The sequence below is a fragment of the Halapricum hydrolyticum genome (assembly GCF_025517535.1).
Lineage (GTDB): Archaea > Halobacteriota > Halobacteria > Halobacteriales > Haloarculaceae > Halapricum > Halapricum hydrolyticum.
Genome location: NZ_JAOPKC010000003.1, coordinates 21,577 through 40,946, shown reverse-complemented (window position 1 = coordinate 40,946; position 19,370 = coordinate 21,577). Strand labels below are relative to the sequence as shown.

Below are 19,370 nucleotides of genomic sequence, written 5' to 3'. Positions count from 1 at the left end.
GCCTACCTACGACGGTTCATACCGGAACCGGACTGTGGGCGTGCCGTCGAAAGTCGGCCCGGTGCCGTCACGCTCGAAGCCCGCCCCTTCGACTGCTCGACGAACCGTGTCGTTCGATTCGGGTACGAGCAGTTCGACGGCCATGTTCTCGCCCGCGGCAAAGCCCATCGGCTCGTCGAGCAGTTGCGTGCAGGCCTCGGACGATCCCTCGATCTGGGTGACGTGGACGGTCCGCTCGCGGGCATCGAAGCTCACGAAGCCGACGATCTCGTCGTCGTTCTCCGCGACACGAACCGTGCGGTCGTGAATCAGGTTGCGCATGACGTCGCCCGGAGCGTCAGTCAGCTCGGCCAGCCGTCCGGCGTCGGACTCGACGGCGTCGCGAACCTCCATGTCTGTGCCGTTGGTCGCCTCGTACTTATACTGTCGGCTGTCAGCATATACCACAGGCCGGTGGCGGTCGAGATCTGATTCCGCCAGACGCGAATGAACACAGTTATTCCCCGCGGCGGGATATGGCGGGGTAATGAGTCACGCACACAGGGCACAGGTGGTAGCATGCGCGTAGTCACGAAGTTCGGCGGAACCAGCCTCGGGAACGGCGAGCGAATCAATCGAGCGGCGGATTCGATCGCCAAAGCGGTCGAACAGGGCCACGAGATTGCCGTGGTCGCCTCGGCGATGGGGAACACGACCGACGAACTCCTCGACGAGATCGAGTTCGACGCCGACGAGGGCGACAAGGCACAGATCGTCTCGATGGGCGAGCGGACGTCCGTCCGGATGCTCAAGGCGGCGCTTGCGGCCCGAGGTGTCGAAGCGATCTTTCTAGAGCCCGGCAGCGACCAGTGGCCGATCATCACCGACGAGCACGGCGAGGTCGACATCGAGGAGACGACCCGTCGGGCACACGCCCTGGCCGGGCAACTCGGCGACGTCGTTCCGGTCATCACGGGCTTTCTCGCAGAGGACCACCAGGGCAACGTCACGACGCTCGGTCGCGGCGGCAGCGACACGACGGCCGTGATGCTCGGCAAGTACATGGACGCCGACGAGGTGATCATCGTCACCGACGTCGAGGGCGTCATGACCGGCGATCCGCGCGTCGTCGAGGGCGCACGCAACGTCAGCGAGATCACCGTCGACGAACTCCAGAGCCTCTCGTTCCGCGGCGCGGAGGTCGTCGCCCCCTCGGCGCTGTCCTACAAGGACGCCGACCTCTCGGTCCGGGTCGTCCACTACCAGCACGACGACCTGCTGGCTGGCGGCACCTCTATCGAGGGCCAGTTCGAGAGTCTGATCGACCTCGAAGAGACGAAACTGGCCTGTGTCACGATCGCCGGCCGTGCGATCCGCAACAGCCCCGGTATCCTGGGCGACCTCGCCTCCTGCCTGGGTGACGCCGGGATCAACATCGACGCCAACTCCTCAGGGATGGATTCGATTACGTTCTACGTCGCCGACGAGGACGCCGACGAGGCCGAAGCACTGCTGCACGACGAGGTCGTCGAGGACGAGACCCTCTCGTCGGTGACTGTCGAAGAAGACGTCGCCGTCGTCCGGGTCACCGGCGGGGAGTTCCCCAACGAAAGCGATTCCGTCAAGCGAATTATCGACCCGATTGCGAACGCACACATCGACATCTACGACGTCATCACCTCCGCGACGTCGGTGTCGGTGTTCATCCCCTGGGAGGACCGCGAACAGGCGCTCCAGCTGGTCCAGAAAGAGTTTTGAGACGGTCGGGTCGGCCGCCGACGTCGACCCGTTCCGTACGCACATTCAAGTCAGATGACGCAGCCATCGCGAGTATGCTCGCGATCGCCGGGTCGAAAGGTGGCTGTGGAAAGACGACCACGACACTCGGGTTAGCCGGGGCGTTCGCCCGCGCAGGGACACCGACACTCGCTATCGACGCCGACCGGCAGATGCCCGACCTGCACGTGACCGCTGGCGTCGACCGCGAACCGACGCTGGCGTCCGTCGACGGCACGGACGCCGGAACGGTCGCACAATCGATATCCGAACTGCCGGGCGTGAGCGTCCTCCCCGGACCGAAGCCGGCGGAGTCGGTCGACGTACAGCGGACGCTCGGACATCTCGACGACGGCGGATCGCAGGTCCTCATCGACTGCCCGTCCGGAACGGGACCGGACCTCACCGATCCGCTGACCGCCGCCGACGCGGTCGTGGTCGTCACGACCGACGACGGGCAGGGTCTCGAGGACGCCGAGACGACCGTCGAACTCGCGGATCGACTGGGCGTTCCCGTCGCGGGTGCGATCGTGACGATGACAGCGGACGCGCCGGACGGGGTCGAAACGCGACTCGACGCCCCGGTGCTCGCGACGGTGCCGGAGTCGGCGACCCCGCTGGCGGACGAGGACGCCCTCGCCGCATACGACAGGGCAGCACAGCGACTGCACACGGTCGATCCGAACGAGCCCGAGCCGATCGATCCGACCGGCACCCGGATGACGACCGGCGTCGAGCCGCTCGATCGCCGCCTCGACGGCGGACTCGTGCCCGGGTCGATCGCGGCCGTGGTCGGCGAGCCGGACGGCCACGCGGAAACGCTTCTGCACCGGCTGACGACCACGCGTGGCACGTTGTATCTCTCGACCGACCGGCCCGCGGGGCTCGTCCGCGCGGCGCTGTCTGCCGACGGCGGGCCGACCGGGAGCCCAGCAGTGCGGACCGTCGGTGCGGATCCGCTCGAAGACGCGACCGAGCTGCTCGCTGACCTGCCCTCGGGTGCGAATCTCGTCGTCGACCCCGCAGACGTGCTGGAAGCCCTCGACCGGGACGCGTATCTCGAGTTCCTGGAGACGCTCAAAGAGCGCATGCTCGAAACCGATGGCGTCGCCGTGCTACACTGCGTCGAGGGCGAGAACCAGCCGGCGAACCGCCAGGTGACCGAGCGCGTCGCGGACGCCGTCATCGAGATGAGTGGAGTCCGAGACGGGACGGCGCTCGAATGCCACGCGACGGTTCGAAAGTTCCGCCCGGACCCGTCCGTTCGGGGGGCAGTGCTCGTCGGATCGGCCGAGCGATCGTGACCGAGACGGAATGCGGTCCAGCGGGCCGGCAGAGTCCGCCCCTCCTCGGACCTCCGATCAATCCGGTTCCTGGGAAATCCGACCCCCCGAGAGTTTTTTCGCGCTGCCGGTCCCGTATCGGGTATGGAGTACACGACACTGGGTTCGACCGGGATCGAGGTCAGCCGCATCGCGCTGGGCTGTATGAGCTTCGGGACGCCAGAGTGGCGCGAGTGGGTGCTCGACGACGAGAAGAGCCGCGAGATCATCGAGCGAGCGATCGACCTGGGGATCAACTTCTTCGATACCGCCAACATGTACTCCCGCGGGGAGAGCGAACGGATCCTCGGGAACGTCCTCGCCGACTACGACCGCGACGAGCAGGTCGTCGCCACGAAGGTGTACTTCCAGATGGACGACGACAACCCCAACTCCCAGGGGCTGTCCCGCAAGACGATCGAGCAGGAGCTGTCGAACTCGCTGGACCGGCTCGGGATGGACACCGTCGACCTCTACCAGATCCATCGCTGGGACGAAGGGACGCCGATCGAGACGACGCTTCGGGCCCTGGACGATGCCGTCCGTCGCGGCCGGGTCCGCCACGTCGGGGCCTCCTCGATGTGGGCCTACCAGTTCGCCGACGCGCTGCACGAGAGCGACCGACTCGGACTGGAGCGGTTCCAGACGATGCAGAACCACTACAATCTGCTGTACCGGGAGGAAGAACGCGAGATGCTGCCCCTGTGTGAGCGCGAGGGCATCGGCGTCATCCCCTGGAGTCCGCTGGCGCGCGGGTATCTCGCCCGCCCGCACGACGAGTTCGACGTGACGACGCGCGGACAGACCGACGACCACGCGCGCGGACATCCGTACTTCGATGGCGGCGGTCGGGAGATCAACGAGCGCGTGGCCGAGATCGCCGCCGAGAAAGGCGTGACGATGGCCCAGATCGCGCTGGCCTGGCTGCTCCACCAGGACGCCGTCGACGCGCCCATCGTCGGCACGACCAGCGTCGAACACCTCGAAGACGCCGTCGAAGCCCTGGAGATCGATCTCTCCGCCAGCGAGCAGGCGTATCTCGAAGCGCCCTACGAGCCGGTTCCCGTGTCCGGCCACGAGTGATCTCAAGCGGCCGTACAAGCCGCTCCAGCCCGTAGGGGAGGTATGTCGAACACGGTCGGGCATGGCTCGCGACACCTGCTCTCGATGCGCTGGCGCGACGCGCTGTTCGCACACTGGCCGGTCGAGCCGGACGTGATCGAGCCGACGCTCCCCGAGGGGCTGGCGGTCGATACCGGCCCGGACGGACGGGCGTGGCTGAGCATCGTCGGGTTCGTCATGGAGGACATCCGTCCGCGGTTCTCGCCGATCGGTCGGTCGTTCCCGGAACTCAACCTCCGGACCTACGCCCGCCACGGCGACGAGACGGGCGTGTACTTCTACAACCTCGACGCTGACGACCGCCTGAGCGTCGCCGTTGCCCGCTGGCTGTTCAAACTGCCGTACTACCGTGCGGAGATGCGGGTCACCGAACGGGACGGCGGGATACGGTATCGGAGTTATCGAACCCACGACGGCATTGCGCCCGCGGCGTTCGACGCGACGATCGAGCCCCAGGGGACCGCAGAGCCGGTCGAGCCCGGCTCGCTGGCGGCGTTTCTGGTCGAGAACTACCGGTTTTTCGTCGCCGGCGACGGCGCGCTCTACGAGGGGACGATCGCACACGATCGCTGGGCGGTCGCGCCGGCGGAGCTGACGATCCGGGAGAACACGCTGTTCTCGGCGGAGGGCTTCGACTGGCCATCGAGCGAGCCGCTCGTGCAGTACGCGCCCGGGGAATCGGTCACGGCGGATCGCATCCGGCGTGTCGAGCATAGCCTATAAGCCCCGGACGGACGCAAAGACCGACGATGGACGACGAGCCAGCCGACGAACGTGAGGAGGCAAGCACCGACCCGCCTCCGGACGCCCCCGGAGACGAGGAGCCACCGCAGCGATCTCTCGACGCGGACCGGAGCGCTGACGACGAGACTCGGCCGACAGACCCGCCGAGCGGCGCGGACACACCTGGCGACAGCGAGGACGCGATCGAAGACGATCCCGGGGCGTACACGACCGACGTACGCACGCTCGACCCGCGCGTGCGCTGGCTGTGGGTCGGGCGGGCGCTCGTCGTCGCGCTCGTCCTCGGCGGGATCGCGACTGCCGCCACACTGGCACTCGCGCCCGAGTGGCCGTGGATCGGTCCGGCCGTGTTCGTACTCGTCGCCGTCCTCGGGGCCGGGCACGCCCTGCTTCTGTATCGCTCCTGGTCGTACGAGGTCCGCGAGGACTCGCTGCTTCTCGACAGGGGCGTGATCACGCGCGTCAGGACGGTCGTCCCCTACGTCCGCGTCCAGCACATCGACACCAGTCGCGGCCCGATCGAGCGAGCCGCCGGCCTCTCGTCGCTGGTCGTCTACACCGCCGGCTCGCGCGGTGCCGACGTGACGATCCCCGGACTGCGGCCGTGGGAGTCGACCGATCTGCAGACGCGACTGAAGGCACTAGCGATCGAATCCGAAGGCGAGGACGCCGTCTGAGCATGCAACTCGATCCACTCTCCATCCCTTACCGGGCGGTCGAAAGCGGTCTACAGGTCGTCATCGGCATCGCGATCGCGGGCATCGCCGGGGCCGGCTCGGTCGGCGGCGCGGAAGGGCTCGCCGTCTTCGGCGTGATTCTAGTCGTTGGGATCGGGCTGTCGCTGGGCTGGCAGGTCGCCTACTTTCGGCGCTTCGAGTACCGGCTGACCGAGGATACCTTCGACATCGATTCGGGCGTGCTCTCGCGTCGGGAGCGAGAGATTCCCTACGGCCGGATCCAGAACGTCGACATCCGCCAGAACGTGCTCCAGCGCGCGCTCGGGATCGCCGAGGTACGTCTCGAAACTGCCGGCGGCGGGCAGACGGAAGCGCGGCTCAGATACGTCGATCTCGAATCTGCCCGACACGTTCAGGAGGAAGTCAGTCGCCGCAAGCGCCGCGAGCACGGCGAACACGTTGGGGACGAATCGGCGGCGACCGAGCGGGGGGAGACGCTGTTCGAACTCGACGGCCGCGAGCTGGTGATCCTGGGGATCGTCTCGATGGATCTGCGGCTGCTGTCGCTAATCGCCGTCCCGCTGTCGTTCGTCGGGCCGTCGGTGCTGTCCGACTTCGCGCCGACGGCGACCGCGTCGCTTGCTATCGTCGCACTCGGTCTTGTCGGGCTCGTCGTCGCCTCGGCACTGGTCAGTGGAGGACTGTCGATGGCCAGGTACTACGGGTTCGTCCTCACCGACCGCGACGAGGAATATCGCTACGAGCGCGGATTGCTCCAACGGTTCAGCGGCTCGATCCCCAAGGACAAGGTCCAGACGATCACGCTCTCTGAGAACGTCCTCGCACGTCGGCTCGGCTATGCCAGCCTCTCGATAGAGACGGCTGGCTACGCTGGAACGGGTCAGGGGACGACGGGCTCACAGTCGGCGATCCCGATCGCGAAGCGTGACCACGCGATCGAACTCGCCGGCCGAATCGAGGACTTCGACGCGCTTTCGTTCGAACGGCCGCCCAGGCGCGCCCGGGAGCGCTACGCCGTCCGCTACGCGCTCGTGCTGGCGGTCCTGCTCGCGATCGCCTACGGGATCGTCCGGCTGACGCCGCTTTCGTTCCCGTGGTACGTGCTCCTCGGTGGCGTCGTGCTCGTTCCAGTCGCGGCCCATCTCAAGTGGCGCCATCGCGGCTATCGCCTCGAAGACGGGCACGTCATCACGCGCAACGGTTTCTGGTCGCGCCGGATCACGATCGTCCCGATCTATCGGATCCAGACGCTGGTCACGTCCGAGACGGTCTTCCAGCGTCGCCGCGACCTGGCGACGCTCGTCGTCGACACCGCCGGAACGTACAGTCTCGTCGGCGACGACGCCATGGCTGTCGACATCGATCTCGGCGAAGCCAACCGACTCCGCCAGGAACTGGCCGAGGACCTCCAGGAATCGATCGTCGAGTATCGGCGCCAACGGGGGCGTGACAGCTTCAGCGCGCCGAACGAAGGGGTCGCCGACGAAACGAGCGTCGGCTCGCCCGGCGGCTAGCGCTTTTGTTTCCGGGCCCGGTACGTCCGCTCATGCTCGTGGGTGAGCTGATGACGACTGACGTGGTGACCTGTCCGGAAGACGCGACACTCCGGGTCGCTGTCGGGAAGGTGCTCGAACACGGCGTCGGATCGGTGGTCCTCACCAGCGAGACGGACAATCCGACGGGCATCGTCACCGAGACCGACGCCTTGCGGGCGGGCTATCGCACCGACCGCTCCTTCTCGGAGATCCGCGTGGATGAGCTCTCACACGGGGCCGTCATCACCGCGTCTCCGGACGAGACGGTCCAGCACGTCGCCCGCCGAATGGCTGCCGAGGGGGTCAAGAAGGTGCCGGTCATGGACGGCGTCGACCTGCTGGGCGTCGTCACGCTGACCGACATCGTCTGGCACCTTTCGGACATTCGTTCGGAGGCCGCAGAGATCGCCGAGATGGGTTCCGAATGGGGACCCCGATAGCAGGCCCACCGGACGACATATCCGTCCGCGCGTGCATCCACAACCCATGGCTCCTTCGCACGTGCTGGTCGCGCTCGACGGATCACCGCTCGCCGAGGACGCACTGGCGTACGCGCTGGAAACGTTCGATTGCCGAGTGACCGTACTGAACGTCGTGACGCCGCTCGACGAGGGGATGAGCGAAGGCAACGTCCTCGGGGCCGGCGTGCTCGGGACCGACGAGGAACGCGTCCGGACGGCACGCGAGCGTGCCCAGAAAGCCGTCGCGACAGCACGGGACGGGTCAGCCGAGTCCGACCGGACGGTCGAGACCGTCGTCGAAGTCGGGGACCCCGCCGAGACGATCCTCGAATTCGTCGACGAACACGACGTCGATCACGTCGTCATGGGCGGACACGGTGGCGATCGAGGACGGCTCGCCCGCCGGCTGCTCGGGACGGTCTCGACCGCGGTCGTCGGCGAGGCTCCGGTAACGGTGACGGTCGTCCGATAGCGTGTTGGCTCCGTCGTCGATGGTAGCATCACTGTATGCCGGGAACCGCCGAGAACGCGGCGTAGACCCCGTACCCGACGACGACAGACGTCGACAGCGTGAGCAGCCAGAAGACGACCGTCACGCCGATCTTCCGTCGCGAGACCCCCGCGGACCCGGCGGCGAGCCCGCCACCGATCACGCCCGAGATGATGATGTTGTTAAAGGAGATCGGGATCCCCAGCGCGATCGCGGTCTGTGCGATGACAAACCCGGGCACCAGCGCCGCGATCGACCGCCTGGCACCGAGCTGTGCGTACTCCCGGGAGGTCGCCTGCAGCAGGCGCGGCGCGCCCATCCACGCGCCGGCGAGGATCCCGACGGCACCGATCGACAGCAGGACGATCACGGGCAGGCCGAGCTCGTCGACGAACAGTGCCTGGAGCGGACCGGTCGCGAGCCCGACCTGGCTGCCGCCACTGGAGAACGCGACGATGCTGCCCAGCACGAGCAGAAACGTCCGGATCCCCTTCTCGACCGATTCCTGGGTCCGACGGCGGATGGCGACGAATCCCAGGACCGCGAACGCGATCGTCACGAGAACCCGAACCGGGCCGACGCCACTGAGCGCCGGAAGGTCGGCGAGCATCGAGACGAACCCGGCGATCGAATTCTGATCCGCCCCGGGGGGAGACGGGATCACGCCGAGCTGAATGTTTGCGACGATCGCGGACACGACTGCCGCCAGCACCGGGACACCGATCGTCTCCGGGATGTCGTCCCGGCGAAGCAGCGTGGCAGTCGCGTAGGCGATCCCGCCCGAGACCGGCGGGACGAGGATCCAGAACTGACCGAGTCGCCGGTAGGTCTCGAAGGCTGGGTCGCCGCCGAGCGAGAGGCCGACGCCGACCATCGCCCCCGTCGTGGCGAACGCCGCCGGCACGGGATAGCCGCTGTAGACGCCGAAGGCCATGAACGCCGCCGCAGTCAACAGCCCAGCGGTCGCGGCCGGCGATGAAATCGAGACCCCGCGAATCAACTCTGTCCCGACCGTCTCGGAGATCGCCCCGCCCTGCGTGACCGCACCCAGCGCCGCGAGGATTCCGATGACGAACGCCGCGCGCATCGTCGAGATGGCGTTGGCACCGATCGCCGGCGCGAACGGCGGAGAGTTACTGTTGGCTCCCAGCGCCCAGGCCATCCCCAGACACGCCACGGTCGCCGGGACGGCCAGGACGTAGAGCGTCGCGACCACGTCAGACCCACCCCCTGCCCAGAATCAAGTCGCGTCGCTGTCGGGATCGGGCTGCTCGCCGCGATCCGAACACGTCAATCGCCCGTATCGGTCGATCGAGGAGATGGCGCTCGGGATCGGGGCGGAGTAACGTCACACACAACATATCTCCGTCGCGTGGCAAAAGCGTTGGCAGTGTCCGACGGATCTGTCGGCACGTTCTTGTGGTCCGGGACGTATGCCCGGATATGTACGCTGTCGTCGGGTGCAGCAAGTGCAGCGCGCTGTGGGTCGTCGAAGGGCGGCCGGAGACGACCCAGTGTCCCCGGTGTGGCACCCGGAAACGGTTCGACCGGCTCAAGCAGTTCGTCACGACCGACGACCCTGACCGCGCGAAACAGGCCCGGGCGGCGATGCTGGCCGAGCGCCAGGAGATGGGCGAGGCGTTCGACGACCTCGATGATTTCTCGAGTATGGGTGATCGACTCGACGAGGCGGGGATCGACGACGATACCTATCTCGAATCGTCGGGCGTCGACCCCGAAGCCGCGGAGCAGGCGGGAAAACGCGCCGAACAGGGAACAGGTGGCTCGCGCAGTCGCAAGGCGGTCGTCACGGACGCACTGGACGAACTCGCCGAACCGACCAGGGACGCGATCGTCGCGTACGCACAGAAACAGGGCGTCGCCGAGGACTACGTCGACCGGGCGCTCGAAAAGCTGCGCCGAACCGGCGAGATCACGGAATCGAACGGTGTCTACCGACGACTCTAGGCGTCACGAGGGAGCTGATCACATCCGGGCCCGTCCACCTCGAACTCTATCCATCACATCTGGCTCCGTCCACCTCGAACTCTATCCATCACATCTGGCTCCGTCCACCTCGAACTCTATCCATCACATCTGGCTCCGTCCACCTCGAACTCTATCCACTGCATCCGACCCCGTCCGCCGCAAAGCCGAGCAACCACTCGTTGGCACCGTCCATCAACCTTGAAATATGTCGGGGGTGAACAACCGGTAATGGCGTCTTCCCTCCCTGCGGACGGGCGCGACTTCGTCCTCGGAAGCGGTGCCGGCGTGGTCGGGTTCCTGTTCGGACTGACCCTGCTGGCCGTGGCCGCGACCGATCGGGTCGACCTGCTCGACGGAACGCTCGCAGTCGTCGCGTTCGCGCTCGCCGCGTTCGCGTTCGGCGTTGCAGGCCTGTACGACAACGTCGCGCTGGGCGTCCCGAGACGTGGCGCTGCGCACCTCGTCTCCGGGGCCGCGCTCGTGCTCGCGTTGCTCGCCCCGTACGGTGACGCCAGCCTGCTGTTCGTCGTCACGGCCAGCGTCGCCCTGCTTGCCAGCGGGATCTACCAACTCGCGGTCGTCATCGGCCTCTTCGAGTCCGACGAGCAGCCCGCCGACGAGCTCGAAACATGACCGGCGCGCGCCTCTGGCTCGACGTCGCGAGCGGGCTCGTCGGCGTCCTGGCCGGGCTCGTCATCGTCGCGGCCGGCCTGTTCGGGCCGCTGACCGTCGCCGGGGTCGATCTCGGCGTCACCGCCATGGGGCTGTTCGGTGCCGGCTTCAGCGCCGTGGGGATCGGCCACCTGCGGATCGACGCGCGCACCCGCGGGCTCGGGGAACTGATCGCCGGTGCCGGCGCGATCGCGTTTGGACTGTCGTTCCAGGTCACGCCGTCGATCGTCCCGTTCGTGGCCGGCGTGCTCGGGCTGGCGTTCGGTGGCACGATACTGGCCACGGAGAGTTTCGGCCTGTCCGGGGCGTGACCGGCTTCTGGGTCGGACGTGCAGGGTCACCGGCCGTGTTCGGCGTGGGCGCTCGCGAGATGGCGACCTGCGAGTGCGCCGAGCAGCGAGAGTTCGCCGGCCAGCGCACCCGCCGCGAGCACCGCTGCAAGCGCGTCGCCGTTGGTCCCCGGCGGGTCGCCACCGCCCGCGAGACCGAGGAGTTCGAGCGCTTCTGACTGAGTTGGGAGTCCTGTACCGCCGCCGACGGTGCCGACCGCCAGCGCCGGGAGCGTCACCGAAACGTAGAGGCCCGCATCGCGAACTTCGACGCTCGTGATGGCGTGTGCGCCCTCGACGACCTGGGCGACGTCCTGACCCAGCGCGAGGAAGGCCGCGCCGACGACGTTGGCGGCGTGAGCGTTGAACCCCAGGCTGGCGGCTTTTGCGCTACCGATCAGGTTCTTTCGGGTGTTAACCTCGGCGATGGCGTCGGGACTCGTCCCGAAGCGGTCCTCGATCACGTCCGCCGGGACGACGGCGTCGGCGGCGACCGACCGGCCGCGGCCCTCGATGGCGTTGATCCCGGCCGGTTTCTTGTCGGTGCAGAGGTTGCCCGAAACGGCCACCAGCGACACCGGCGTTTCGGCCTCGATCACCTCGGCGGCTTCCCGGGTCGCGATCGTGGCCATGTTCATTCCCATGGCGTCTTTGGTGTCGTAGACGAACCGGACGAAGACGCTGTCGCCGACGACGTAAGGAGTCGCCTCGCGCAACTCGCCGTGGCTGGTAGTCGCTTCGGCCGCAGCCGCGAGTCGGTCGCGGCTGGCGCGTATCCAGTCGGCGACCGCGGCGGCCTCCCGGACGCCGCTCGTCTCGAACACCGGCGCGCGGGTCATCCCGCGTTGCAGGACGGTCGCGTTCGCGCCGCCCGCCGCCCGGATCGCATCCGCCCCACGGTTGACGCTCGCGACCAGGGCACCCTCGGTCGTGGCCAGCGGGAGATAGAAGGAGCCACCTGCGGCCTCGCCGTCGACGGGAAGCGGCCCGGCGACCCCCATCGGGATCTGGGCCACGCCGATCATGTTCTCGATGTTGGGGTCGGCGCGGTCGGTGGGGAACGAGTAGTCACCGACCGTCTCCAGGTCGGCTCCGACTTCCTCGGCCAGCAGTTGCCGGCGAGCCGCGGCTGCCGTGTCGGCGTCGGCGTGGGCTTCCAGTTCGTACAGTCGAAGGTCGCCCGCTTTGACGCGCTCGGCGAGCGTCTCGGCGTCCGTCATATCCCCCACCTGGTCGGGAACGTACCTAACCGTTGCCCCGACGCAACGACCGGACCATGTCGGTATCACGCCCCGACCGCCGCGTACGGCCGGGCTGCCCGCTCTGTGATCCATCAGGGTTATTAGACAGGATTTTAGGCTTGCCGAAAAAACCGACGGCCTTTTATTTTTTAGGCCAGCCTAATCGAGTATGCAGCGACGAAGTTTCATCAAAGCAGGCGGTATGACGGCGTTGACAGGCGTAGTCGCGGGCTGTGCAAGTCCCGGCGACGGCGGCAACGGCGACGAGACGCCGTCAGCGACAGAGACCGCAGAGCCGTACAGCGTCTCGATGTCACCCGTCGGGGAGGTCACGTTCGACGCTGTGCCCGAAGACATCGCCGTTTACATGTCGGGATACGCCGACATGCTGGTCGCGCTCGGGCACGGAGACGCTCTCTCCGCCATCGGGAACGCCGGCCGGTACCACACCGATCACTACGACGAACTCGACGGCGTCGACGTGGATACGTCCGAGTTGACCAACCTCGTCGACGCCGGACTGACGCGCGAGACGTTCCTCTCGATCGACGCCGATCTCCACCTGATCGATCCGAACTGGCTGACGAACGTCTTCGAGATGGACGACTCGGACGTCGAGTTCGTCTCGGAGCGGGCCGGACCGTTCCTGGGGAATACGATCTTCCGGCGCACCGACGCGTGGCACGACTACGAGTACTACACCCTCTACGAGGCCTTCGAGAAGGTGGCACAGGTCGTGCAGGAACAGGACCGCTACGAGGCGGTTCAATCGTTCCACGACGACTTCATCGATCGGATCGAGGCGGACGTGCCCGCCGACGGGCCGCGCGCCGCGCTCGTCTGGGGCGGTGACGACCAGCCGACGTCGTTCTCGCCGTACTATCTCAGCGGCGAGGGGACGAACAAGAAGCCGTTCCGTGATCTGAACGTCCGCGACGCGATCGCGAATTCCGACGTCGACGCCCTCTCGACGGGCAGTCGGTCGCAGATCGACTACGAGACGCTGCTGGATCTCGATCCCGACGTGCTTCTGGTCCGCGGTCACGAGGACAAGACCCGATCGGAGTTCGAGGAGACGGTCGTCTCGTTCATGCAGAACCACGAGACCGCCAGCCGGATCACCGCCGTCGAGAACGGCGACGTGTTCCGCGGCGGGCCGCTGTACATGGGGCCGCTCCAGCACCTGTTCACGACCGAGCGGTTCGCGACCGCACTCTATCCCGACGCCTTCGAGGGCGAACTGTTCGACCGCGACGAACTGGCCTCGATCGTCACTTCCGACAGCGCCTGATCCATGTCACGACGCCGCCGCGTTCACGACGCGCTCGCACCCGACCTCGACGCCACGCTCGCCAGCATCATCGGGGCGAGCGTCCTGCTGACGGTCGTCGCCGGCCTCGTCCAGGTCAGGTACGGCGCGTACGGGATGTCTCTCGAGACGGCGGTCCGTGCGTTGTTCGACCGGGCCGTCTGGACGAACCCCGACGTGCTCGCGACGATCGTCCTCGGGCAGCGCGGCGCAGCGGCGCTGGGTCTGACTGCCGATCTCGGGACGCTATCGGACGCGACGATCCTCGTCTGGACCAGCCGGTTGCCCCGCGTCCTCGTGGCCGGGTTCGTCGGGCTCAACCTCGCGGTGTCCGGTGCCGTCTTCCAGGCGATCACCAGAAACGAACTCGCGAGCCCGTACATCCTCGGGGTCTCCTCCGGGGCGGGCGTCGCCGTCGTGTTCACGCTGTTGTTCTCGCTGGGCGCGTATCTGCTCCCGCTGGCCGCCGTCGTCGGCGGGACCGCTGCGTTCCTGCTGGTCTACGCCATCGCGTGGCGCGGCGGTACCACCCCGGTCAGGCTGGTGCTCGCCGGCGTCGTCGTGGGGACGATCTTCAACAGCCTCCAGACCGGGCTGTTCTACTTCATCGACAGCAACGGCGTGATGCGAACCGCCGTCGCGTGGCTGGCCGGCTCGCTGACCGGCGTCGGCTGGCCCGAAGCCCGGATCGTGGCAGTACCGACACTGCTCGTCGTGCCCGCCGCGCTGGTGAGCGCCCGCCAGCTCGACGTGCTCTTGCTGGGCGAGCGCGCGGCACGGTCGCTGGGGATGCGCGTCGAGCATATGCGGTTCGGACTGTCCGCGCTCGCCATCGTCGCCGCGTCGGCCGCCGTCGCCGTCGCCGGTCTCGTCGGGTTCGTCGGCCTCGTCGTGCCACACGTCGTCCGCACGTTCGTCGGCAGCGACTACCGCCAGCTGATGGCCGGCTGTCTGTTCGCGGGCCCGGCGCTGGTTGTCGTCGCCGACGTCTTCGCACGGCTCGCACTGCCCGGCACCCAGATCCCGGTCGGCGTCGTGACCGGCTTGCTCGGTGGTCCGTACTTCCTGCTGTTGTTGCGCCGGACTGACTCGTTCACGGAGTTTTGACCATGCCAGAGATCCCACTCCTCTCGACGGACAGAGCACAGACGACAGACGAGACAGACACCGAGCCGCTCGAAGACGCCGCACTGCTGGCGTCGGATATCGAACTCGGCTACGGCGAGGAGATCGTCGTCGACTGTGAACACCTCGTCATCCCGGACGGGAGAGTCACCGCACTCGTCGGCCCGAACGGGTCCGGCAAGTCGACGCTCCTGAAGGGATTGTCGGCCGAGCTGTCCCCGGAGTCGGGGACCGTCCTGTTGCACGGCCGCGACGTCCACGAGCGGTCCGTGCCGGCTCTCGCTCGCGAACTCGGGCTGCTGGACCAGGAGAACGACGCGCCGGGCGGGTTGACGGTCGACGATCTCGTGACCCACGGCCGGTATCCCCATCGCGGCTTTCTCGATCCGCTCTCTGAAGACGACTACGCGGCGATCGACCGCGCGATCGATCTCGCCGGCATCGATCACCTCCGGGAGACCGCGCTCGCGGAGCTGTCCGGCGGACAGAAACAGCTCGCGTTCATCGCGATGGCGCTCGCACAGGACACGGACGTGCTCTTGCTGGACGAGCCGACGACGTATCTGGACCTCCACCACCAGCTTCGCGTCATGGAGGTCATCCGGACGCTGAACGACGAGCGGGACGTGACGGTGTGTGTTGTGCTCCACGATCTCCAGCAGGCGACGCGTTTCGCGGAGTACCTCGTCGCTCTCGAGGACGGAGCGGTCTACGACTGGGGGCCGCCCGAGGAGGTCGTCACCGAGCAGTTGCTCGCGGACGTCTTCGACGTCGACGCCTCCGTTCGCCACGACCCCGACGGCGACCCGCACATCGTCCCCCGACGCGCGATCGAGTAGGCGGGCCCGTCTTCGCCGCCAACGCTCCCGTGTCACCGCCGAGTCGATTTCGAGGTATTCAAACCGCTCCCTGGAGTAGACGCCTCCATGGACGCCGACGAGACACGCGACAACGTCGTACCGGGAAGCGACGAGGAACTCGACACCCCGGACGTTCGTGGCTACGACTTCCGCGGGGAGTTCGACTTCGAGGAGATGATGGACTCCTACGCGACGACGGGCTTTCAGGCGACACAGCTCGCCGAAGCGATCGACATCGCCGAGCGCATGCAGGAGGAAGACGCCGAGATCTATCTCACCTTCACCTCGAACATCATCTCATCAGGGCTGCGCGAAGCCGTCGCCTACCTGATCCGCGAGGGGTACGTCGACGTCGTCATCACGACCTCCGGGTCGCTGACCGAGGACGTCATCAAGACGGCAAAGCCGTTCAAGATGGGCGAGTGGGAAGCCGACGAGGCCGAGCTTCGCGAACAGGGGATCAACCGCCTCGGCAACCTCTTCGTCCCCTCCGACCGGTACGTCTGGCTGGAGGAGTACCTCTATGACTTCTTCGACGACTTCTTCGCCGAGGAGAAGATCCGGACGCCGACGGGGTTCGCACGCGAGCTTGGCGAGACGCTGGACGACGAGGACTCGGTACTCAAACAGGCCGCGGACAACGACGTCCCCGTCTACTGCCCGGCGCTGACCGACGCCGAAGTCGGGAACTTCCTGTACTATTATCGGCAGGCCTACGACTCGGAGGTCGGGATCGAGATCCTCGACGACTACGACGCCCTCATCGAGGACGGACTGCTGGCCGACCAGACTGGGCTGATCGCCGTCGGCGCGGGCGTGCCCAAACACCACGCGATCATGACGAACCTCTTCCGCGGCGGTGCTGACTACGTCGTCTACATCTCGACCGGGATGGAAGGGGACGGCTCGCTGTCCGGCGCGCCCCCCAGCGAGGCGGTCTCCTGGGGCAAGATCAAAGAGGAAGACGAAACCAACTACACGCTCGTCGAGGCCGAGGCGACGCTGGTCTTCCCGCTGCTGGTCGCGAGCGCCTTCAATTGACATCCTCCTCCGCGTGAACGCGGGGGAATCCCGAGCGGTGGGAGTTTCAGGTTTGACAGTCCCACCGAACATCCCGCCAGTACGAATCTGGTGGGATGTTCGCGGACTGGGACGGGTAGGACTGCTGGGAGTGCCAAGCCCCCGGTACTCCTATCCTCCATCGTATTTGGACTCCCAGAGTTATTTTTGCCTCGGGGAGTCCGGCAGACCTCGACGGACTTGGAGTTACTTGCGTAGTGCGTGCAAGCAGTCCGGCACCGCGCTGGCTCATTCTAGGAACCAGCCGTTCACCGGACTGGTTCCGGATACTGCCTCGGTAGTGCGGGCGGACAGGCCGCCTCCGCAGGACGGATCGGAATCCGCTCCGTTCCGACCAATTCCCATTCTACTATACGGCAACCTGTCACTGAAACGTCAGCGTGGGAAACTCAGGGCGGCGTTTGAATGGTGGTCTCTTTCACAGAGTGACGGCGCGTATCCACGCCGTGAACGGTGTGGTATTGCGCCTGTTCAGCCTATAATACTGGACGTCCCTTCCGCATCGACCGCCCGATGTGGCGGTCGGAGCGGGAAATCGGGACAGGTCGGCCCGTCCTGTTTGATGTCCTATCGATCGTCCTGTTCGTCGTCGGTGTCGCCAGTGAATCCGGGTTCCCAGAGCTCGTCCCCGGAGTCGGACTGGTCGGTCGGTTCGAGATGGCGGTGGGCAACCAGCCACAGCGCCAATCGGTAGATGACGTATGCGAGAACGGCAAAGGCGACCAGATCGATGAGGTACAGTTCGAGCAGCGTCAGCAGTGTCAGATCCTCGACGACGAGATCGCCGGTGAGAACGAGAACCTCGATCGTGAGAGCGAGAATCAACACGGGGGCGAAAAGCACGACAAGTCCGATAGCGACCGGGACCAGACGGTCGCGCGGGTCAGACGAAGCCATACTCGATCATGGGCCGCCCAGGCCAAAATAGTACACTTTCGACGCCCGGTCGCTGCCGGAGACGTTCGACCGAACCGAAGACGAGCGGCGTGTCCCCGTAATCGCGGTCGTCGATCGCCAGATCGGCGTCGAACTCGTAGCCGTACTCACCCACGATGGACTCTCCATCCGGCGTCGCCAGATCGACGTTTCAGCCGCTCTCCTGGAGGCGGTAGTAGGGATAACTGAGCTCGCTGTCCCCGAACCCGTCGGTAGCGAGTACGACCCTTGCATACCCATCTTAATGTAAATCCGCCTCGCAAAAAGCCGTTGTCCCGACAGGGTCGCTTCTCCGGTTCGTCCCGCCGTTGCGTCTCCGGCGTCTCGGCTCACCGGTGCTACTCGCGGACGGCCTCGACGATAGAAAGGTCCGCATCGACGGTGAGCGTGAGCGTCTCGCCGTCGCTCTCGAAGGTGAACTCGGCCTCGAAGGGGTCTTCGTCGATGATCGTCTCCTCGTAGTTCATTTCGACGGCGCTGACCGCCCGCGTCGAGTCGGGGTCGATCGGATTGTGGCCGTGGTCGGTGAGAAAATCGAGGAAGCGGGTGTCCGACAGCATCGCCAGCACGCCCGCGCCGCCGCTGGAGAAGGTGCAGTTCGTGCACTCGAAACCGACACTGACGGCGTAGTAGCCCCCACAGGAGGGACAGGTGTCCGTTTCAGTGTCGTGGTCCACACAGATATCTGGCTGGCTCTCGATGGGGGCCGAACAGCGCGGGCAGATGCCGCTGGCCATCGCCATGATCTCGAGGTTCGTCCACGTCCAGGCGGCACGCGAGACGGCGTCGGCAGAGCGATTACGCAGGCCCGCCGGCGGGAGCGGGAGAGCACCGAGGTAGCCGTCGTCACTCTTCCCGCCCGACCGTCTGCGGCGCTGGTACCGACCGTCGCACTCCGTGCAGTAGAGTTCGATCCCGCCGTCTTTGTAGGCCGCCTCGACCGGTTCGCCGCAGATGTCACAACGCTCGTCGATGGGTGTCCGCTCGAAGGACGCGTCGTCCGTCACGGCCCCGGAGAGGATGGACTCGACGACGCGCCGGCCCGCGCGGTCGAGTTCGTATCCCGCGTCGGTCTTGCGGACGAAGTGGCCGACGAGTTTCTCCAGGTGGTAGTTGAACTGCCCGGAGTCGCGCATCGCCATCTCGTCGTACAACGCCGAGAACGACAGCGGGTCGCCGGCCTCGCCGAGGACCCGGAGGATTCGTACGCGCGTCTCGTTGCCCAGGGCCGCGAACGCCTCGTCGGGAGAGAGCGGATCGGTCTCGTCCTCGGCCATGCCGGGCCTAATCATCCCACCCTCCTAAGAACTGTGCCGGCCGGTACCGGCGAGCGCCGGATCGGTCCCGCCCTCGCCGGTCGTGTCGACGCCACACACAGTCGACCCACCGCCGATCCGTTCCCGGAGGCGACTGACGGCGAGAGCCACGCCAGCGCCGGTGGCGACGGCCGCAGCGATCACAGGATAGCTCACCGCGACCAGCACAGCCGCCACCACGACAGGCACGCCGACCGCAACCGCGAGTACGTCTCCGAGACTGTGCTGTGCAACTCCACCGTATCTCGATGCGCGTCTGTTCTCTCTCATACTAGTCCGAAGGGTAGCCATCGGGATAAGTATAATCTGAAATACATTTCTGTAGGCTCGCTTGCTGGAACGGGTTTCTGTAATCTCCCGTAGATTTCGGCGACGAACACGCAAGC

The 19,370-nt window shown here is 66.6% G+C and carries 23 protein-coding genes; 15 read left to right on the top strand and 8 right to left on the bottom strand.

The window, feature by feature from the left end; all coding sequences use genetic code 11:
- Positions 1–6: 6 nt before the first annotated feature.
- A complete protein-coding gene (locus OB916_RS04950; protein WP_315908178.1) occupies positions 7–393 on the bottom strand; it encodes a hypothetical protein in 387 nt (128 codons plus the stop codon).
- Positions 394–558: 165 nt separating this feature from the next.
- Here OB916_RS04950 and OB916_RS04945 point away from each other — a divergent pair, with 165 nt between their 5' ends.
- The 8 genes from OB916_RS04945 (at position 559) to OB916_RS04910 (ending at position 8,109) form a co-directional block, all read left to right on the top strand.
- A complete protein-coding gene (locus OB916_RS04945) occupies positions 559–1,737 on the top strand; it encodes an aspartate kinase (RefSeq protein WP_315908177.1) in 1,179 nt (392 codons plus the stop codon).
- A 74-nt stretch (positions 1,738–1,811) separates the two neighbouring features.
- A complete protein-coding gene (locus OB916_RS04940; protein WP_315908176.1) occupies positions 1,812–3,059 on the top strand; it encodes a DUF7125 family protein in 1,248 nt (415 codons plus the stop codon).
- Between the two features lie 123 nt (positions 3,060–3,182).
- Positions 3,183–4,160 (top strand): aldo/keto reductase, encoded by a 978-nt coding sequence (locus tag OB916_RS04935; RefSeq protein ID WP_315908175.1) that lies wholly within the window; start codon positions 3,183–3,185, stop codon positions 4,158–4,160.
- 42 nt (positions 4,161–4,202) lie between these two features.
- Positions 4,203–4,922, top strand: coding sequence for a YqjF family protein (locus tag OB916_RS04930; RefSeq protein WP_315908174.1), 720 nt, complete (start codon positions 4,203–4,205; stop codon positions 4,920–4,922).
- A gap of 203 nt (positions 4,923–5,125) precedes the next feature.
- On the top strand, positions 5,126–5,620 hold the full coding sequence (locus OB916_RS04925; protein ID WP_390884031.1) for a PH domain-containing protein: 495 nt from the start codon (positions 5,126–5,128) through the stop codon (positions 5,618–5,620).
- A 2-nt stretch (positions 5,621–5,622) separates the two neighbouring features.
- Entirely contained in the window at positions 5,623–7,155 is a 1,533-nt protein-coding gene (locus tag OB916_RS04920) for a PH domain-containing protein (RefSeq protein WP_315908172.1), read from the top strand.
- A gap of 32 nt (positions 7,156–7,187) precedes the next feature.
- Positions 7,188–7,616 carry a CBS domain-containing protein gene (locus OB916_RS04915; protein ID WP_315908171.1) on the top strand — a complete coding sequence of 143 codons (429 nt, stop codon included), beginning with the start codon at positions 7,188–7,190 and terminating at the stop codon, positions 7,614–7,616.
- Positions 7,617–7,662: 46 nt separating this feature from the next.
- The gene (locus OB916_RS04910) at positions 7,663–8,109 is read left to right on the top strand and encodes a universal stress protein (RefSeq protein ID WP_315908170.1); all 447 of its coding nucleotides are present in this window, start codon (positions 7,663–7,665) and stop codon (positions 8,107–8,109) included.
- A 28-nt stretch (positions 8,110–8,137) separates the two neighbouring features.
- On the opposite strand, the gene OB916_RS04905 is transcribed toward OB916_RS04910, so the two are convergent.
- Both OB916_RS04905 and OB916_RS04900 read right to left on the bottom strand, forming a co-directional pair.
- Complete coding sequence (locus OB916_RS04905) at positions 8,138–9,289, bottom strand: inorganic phosphate transporter (protein ID WP_315908336.1); 1,152 nt, start codon at positions 9,287–9,289, stop codon at positions 8,138–8,140.
- Positions 9,290–9,344: 55 nt separating this feature from the next.
- The gene (locus OB916_RS04900) at positions 9,345–9,479 is read right to left on the bottom strand and encodes a hypothetical protein (protein ID WP_315908169.1); all 135 of its coding nucleotides are present in this window, start codon (positions 9,477–9,479) and stop codon (positions 9,345–9,347) included.
- Positions 9,480–9,570: 91 nt separating this feature from the next.
- Here OB916_RS04900 and OB916_RS04895 point away from each other — a divergent pair, with 91 nt between their 5' ends.
- The 3 genes from OB916_RS04895 to OB916_RS04885 all read left to right on the top strand — a co-directional run bounded on the left by OB916_RS04895 (position 9,571) and on the right by OB916_RS04885 (position 11,099).
- Positions 9,571–10,095, top strand: a complete 525-nt coding sequence (locus OB916_RS04895; RefSeq protein ID WP_315908168.1) for a DUF5817 domain-containing protein — start codon at positions 9,571–9,573, stop codon at positions 10,093–10,095.
- Between the two features lie 249 nt (positions 10,096–10,344).
- On the top strand, positions 10,345–10,749 hold the full coding sequence (locus OB916_RS04890; protein WP_315908167.1) for a hypothetical protein: 405 nt from the start codon (positions 10,345–10,347) through the stop codon (positions 10,747–10,749).
- Entirely contained in the window at positions 10,746–11,099 is a 354-nt protein-coding gene (locus OB916_RS04885; RefSeq protein WP_315908166.1) for a hypothetical protein, read from the top strand. Before OB916_RS04890 ends, OB916_RS04885 begins: the two co-directional genes overlap by 4 nt.
- 26 nt (positions 11,100–11,125) lie before the next feature.
- On the opposite strand, the gene hmgA is transcribed toward OB916_RS04885, so the two are convergent.
- Positions 11,126–12,337, bottom strand: a complete 1,212-nt coding sequence (hmgA, locus tag OB916_RS04880) for a hydroxymethylglutaryl-CoA reductase (NADPH) (RefSeq protein ID WP_315908165.1) — start codon at positions 12,335–12,337, stop codon at positions 11,126–11,128.
- Between the two features lie 190 nt (positions 12,338–12,527).
- On the opposite strand from hmgA, the gene OB916_RS04875 reads away from it, so the two are divergent.
- From OB916_RS04875 to OB916_RS04860, 4 genes are all read left to right on the top strand, one after another.
- Positions 12,528–13,649, top strand: a complete 1,122-nt coding sequence (locus tag OB916_RS04875; protein ID WP_315908164.1) for an ABC transporter substrate-binding protein — start codon at positions 12,528–12,530, stop codon at positions 13,647–13,649.
- A 3-nt stretch (positions 13,650–13,652) separates the two neighbouring features.
- Positions 13,653–14,774 carry a FecCD family ABC transporter permease gene (locus OB916_RS04870; protein WP_315908163.1) on the top strand — a complete coding sequence of 374 codons (1,122 nt, stop codon included), beginning with the start codon at positions 13,653–13,655 and terminating at the stop codon, positions 14,772–14,774.
- 2 nt (positions 14,775–14,776) lie between these two features.
- Entirely contained in the window at positions 14,777–15,631 is an 855-nt protein-coding gene (locus tag OB916_RS04865; protein WP_315908162.1) for an ABC transporter ATP-binding protein, read from the top strand.
- Between the two features lie 87 nt (positions 15,632–15,718).
- Entirely contained in the window at positions 15,719–16,693 is a 975-nt protein-coding gene (locus OB916_RS04860; protein WP_315908161.1) for a deoxyhypusine synthase, read from the top strand.
- A 606-nt stretch (positions 16,694–17,299) separates the two neighbouring features.
- Here OB916_RS04860 and OB916_RS04855 read toward each other — a convergent pair.
- From OB916_RS04855 to OB916_RS04840, 4 genes are all read right to left on the bottom strand, one after another.
- Positions 17,300–17,629, bottom strand: a complete 330-nt coding sequence (locus tag OB916_RS04855) for a hypothetical protein (RefSeq protein ID WP_315908160.1) — start codon at positions 17,627–17,629, stop codon at positions 17,300–17,302.
- Entirely contained in the window at positions 17,616–17,783 is a 168-nt protein-coding gene (locus OB916_RS04850) for a hypothetical protein (RefSeq protein ID WP_315908159.1), read from the bottom strand. The genes OB916_RS04855 and OB916_RS04850 overlap by 14 nt, the downstream gene beginning before the upstream one ends.
- A gap of 223 nt (positions 17,784–18,006) precedes the next feature.
- A complete protein-coding gene (locus OB916_RS04845; RefSeq protein ID WP_315908158.1) occupies positions 18,007–18,945 on the bottom strand; it encodes a winged helix-turn-helix domain-containing protein in 939 nt (312 codons plus the stop codon).
- 24 nt (positions 18,946–18,969) lie between these two features.
- Positions 18,970–19,254, bottom strand: a complete 285-nt coding sequence (locus OB916_RS04840) for a hypothetical protein (RefSeq protein ID WP_315908157.1) — start codon at positions 19,252–19,254, stop codon at positions 18,970–18,972.
- Positions 19,255–19,370 lie beyond the last annotated feature (116 nt).

What these genes read in the sequence shown, in the direction of transcription:
- OB916_RS04905 (WP_315908336.1), bottom strand. Translation starts at nt 9,289, where the DNA reads ATGGCCTGGGCGCTGGGAGCCAACAGTAACTCTCCGCCGTTCGCGCCG.
- OB916_RS04940 (WP_315908176.1), top strand. Translation starts at nt 1,812, where the DNA reads ATGCTCGCGATCGCCGGGTCGAAAGGTGGCTGTGGAAAGACGACCACG.
- OB916_RS04945 (WP_315908177.1), top strand. Translation starts at nt 559, where the DNA reads ATGCGCGTAGTCACGAAGTTCGGCGGAACCAGCCTCGGGAACGGCGAG.
- OB916_RS04845 (WP_315908158.1), bottom strand. Translation starts at nt 18,945, where the DNA reads ATGGCCGAGGACGAGACCGATCCGCTCTCTCCCGACGAGGCGTTCGCG.
- hmgA (WP_315908165.1), bottom strand. Translation starts at nt 12,337, where the DNA reads ATGACGGACGCCGAGACGCTCGCCGAGCGCGTCAAAGCGGGCGACCTT.
- OB916_RS04890 (WP_315908167.1), top strand. Translation starts at nt 10,345, where the DNA reads ATGGCGTCTTCCCTCCCTGCGGACGGGCGCGACTTCGTCCTCGGAAGC.
- OB916_RS04855 (WP_315908160.1), bottom strand. Translation starts at nt 17,629, where the DNA reads ATGGCTTCGTCTGACCCGCGCGACCGTCTGGTCCCGGTCGCTATCGGA.
- OB916_RS04950 (WP_315908178.1), bottom strand. Translation starts at nt 393, where the DNA reads ATGGAGGTTCGCGACGCCGTCGAGTCCGACGCCGGACGGCTGGCCGAG.
- OB916_RS04885 (WP_315908166.1), top strand. Translation starts at nt 10,746, where the DNA reads ATGACCGGCGCGCGCCTCTGGCTCGACGTCGCGAGCGGGCTCGTCGGC.
- OB916_RS04930 (WP_315908174.1), top strand. Translation starts at nt 4,203, where the DNA reads ATGTCGAACACGGTCGGGCATGGCTCGCGACACCTGCTCTCGATGCGC.
- OB916_RS04935 (WP_315908175.1), top strand. Translation starts at nt 3,183, where the DNA reads ATGGAGTACACGACACTGGGTTCGACCGGGATCGAGGTCAGCCGCATC.
- OB916_RS04910 (WP_315908170.1), top strand. Translation starts at nt 7,663, where the DNA reads ATGGCTCCTTCGCACGTGCTGGTCGCGCTCGACGGATCACCGCTCGCC.
- OB916_RS04865 (WP_315908162.1), top strand. Translation starts at nt 14,777, where the DNA reads ATGCCAGAGATCCCACTCCTCTCGACGGACAGAGCACAGACGACAGAC.
- OB916_RS04870 (WP_315908163.1), top strand. Translation starts at nt 13,653, where the DNA reads ATGTCACGACGCCGCCGCGTTCACGACGCGCTCGCACCCGACCTCGAC.
- OB916_RS04875 (WP_315908164.1), top strand. Translation starts at nt 12,528, where the DNA reads ATGCAGCGACGAAGTTTCATCAAAGCAGGCGGTATGACGGCGTTGACA.
- OB916_RS04895 (WP_315908168.1), top strand. Translation starts at nt 9,571, where the DNA reads ATGTACGCTGTCGTCGGGTGCAGCAAGTGCAGCGCGCTGTGGGTCGTC.
- OB916_RS04915 (WP_315908171.1), top strand. Translation starts at nt 7,188, where the DNA reads ATGCTCGTGGGTGAGCTGATGACGACTGACGTGGTGACCTGTCCGGAA.
- OB916_RS04860 (WP_315908161.1), top strand. Translation starts at nt 15,719, where the DNA reads ATGGACGCCGACGAGACACGCGACAACGTCGTACCGGGAAGCGACGAG.
- OB916_RS04840 (WP_315908157.1), bottom strand. Translation starts at nt 19,254, where the DNA reads ATGAGAGAGAACAGACGCGCATCGAGATACGGTGGAGTTGCACAGCAC.
- OB916_RS04920 (WP_315908172.1), top strand. Translation starts at nt 5,623, where the DNA reads ATGCAACTCGATCCACTCTCCATCCCTTACCGGGCGGTCGAAAGCGGT.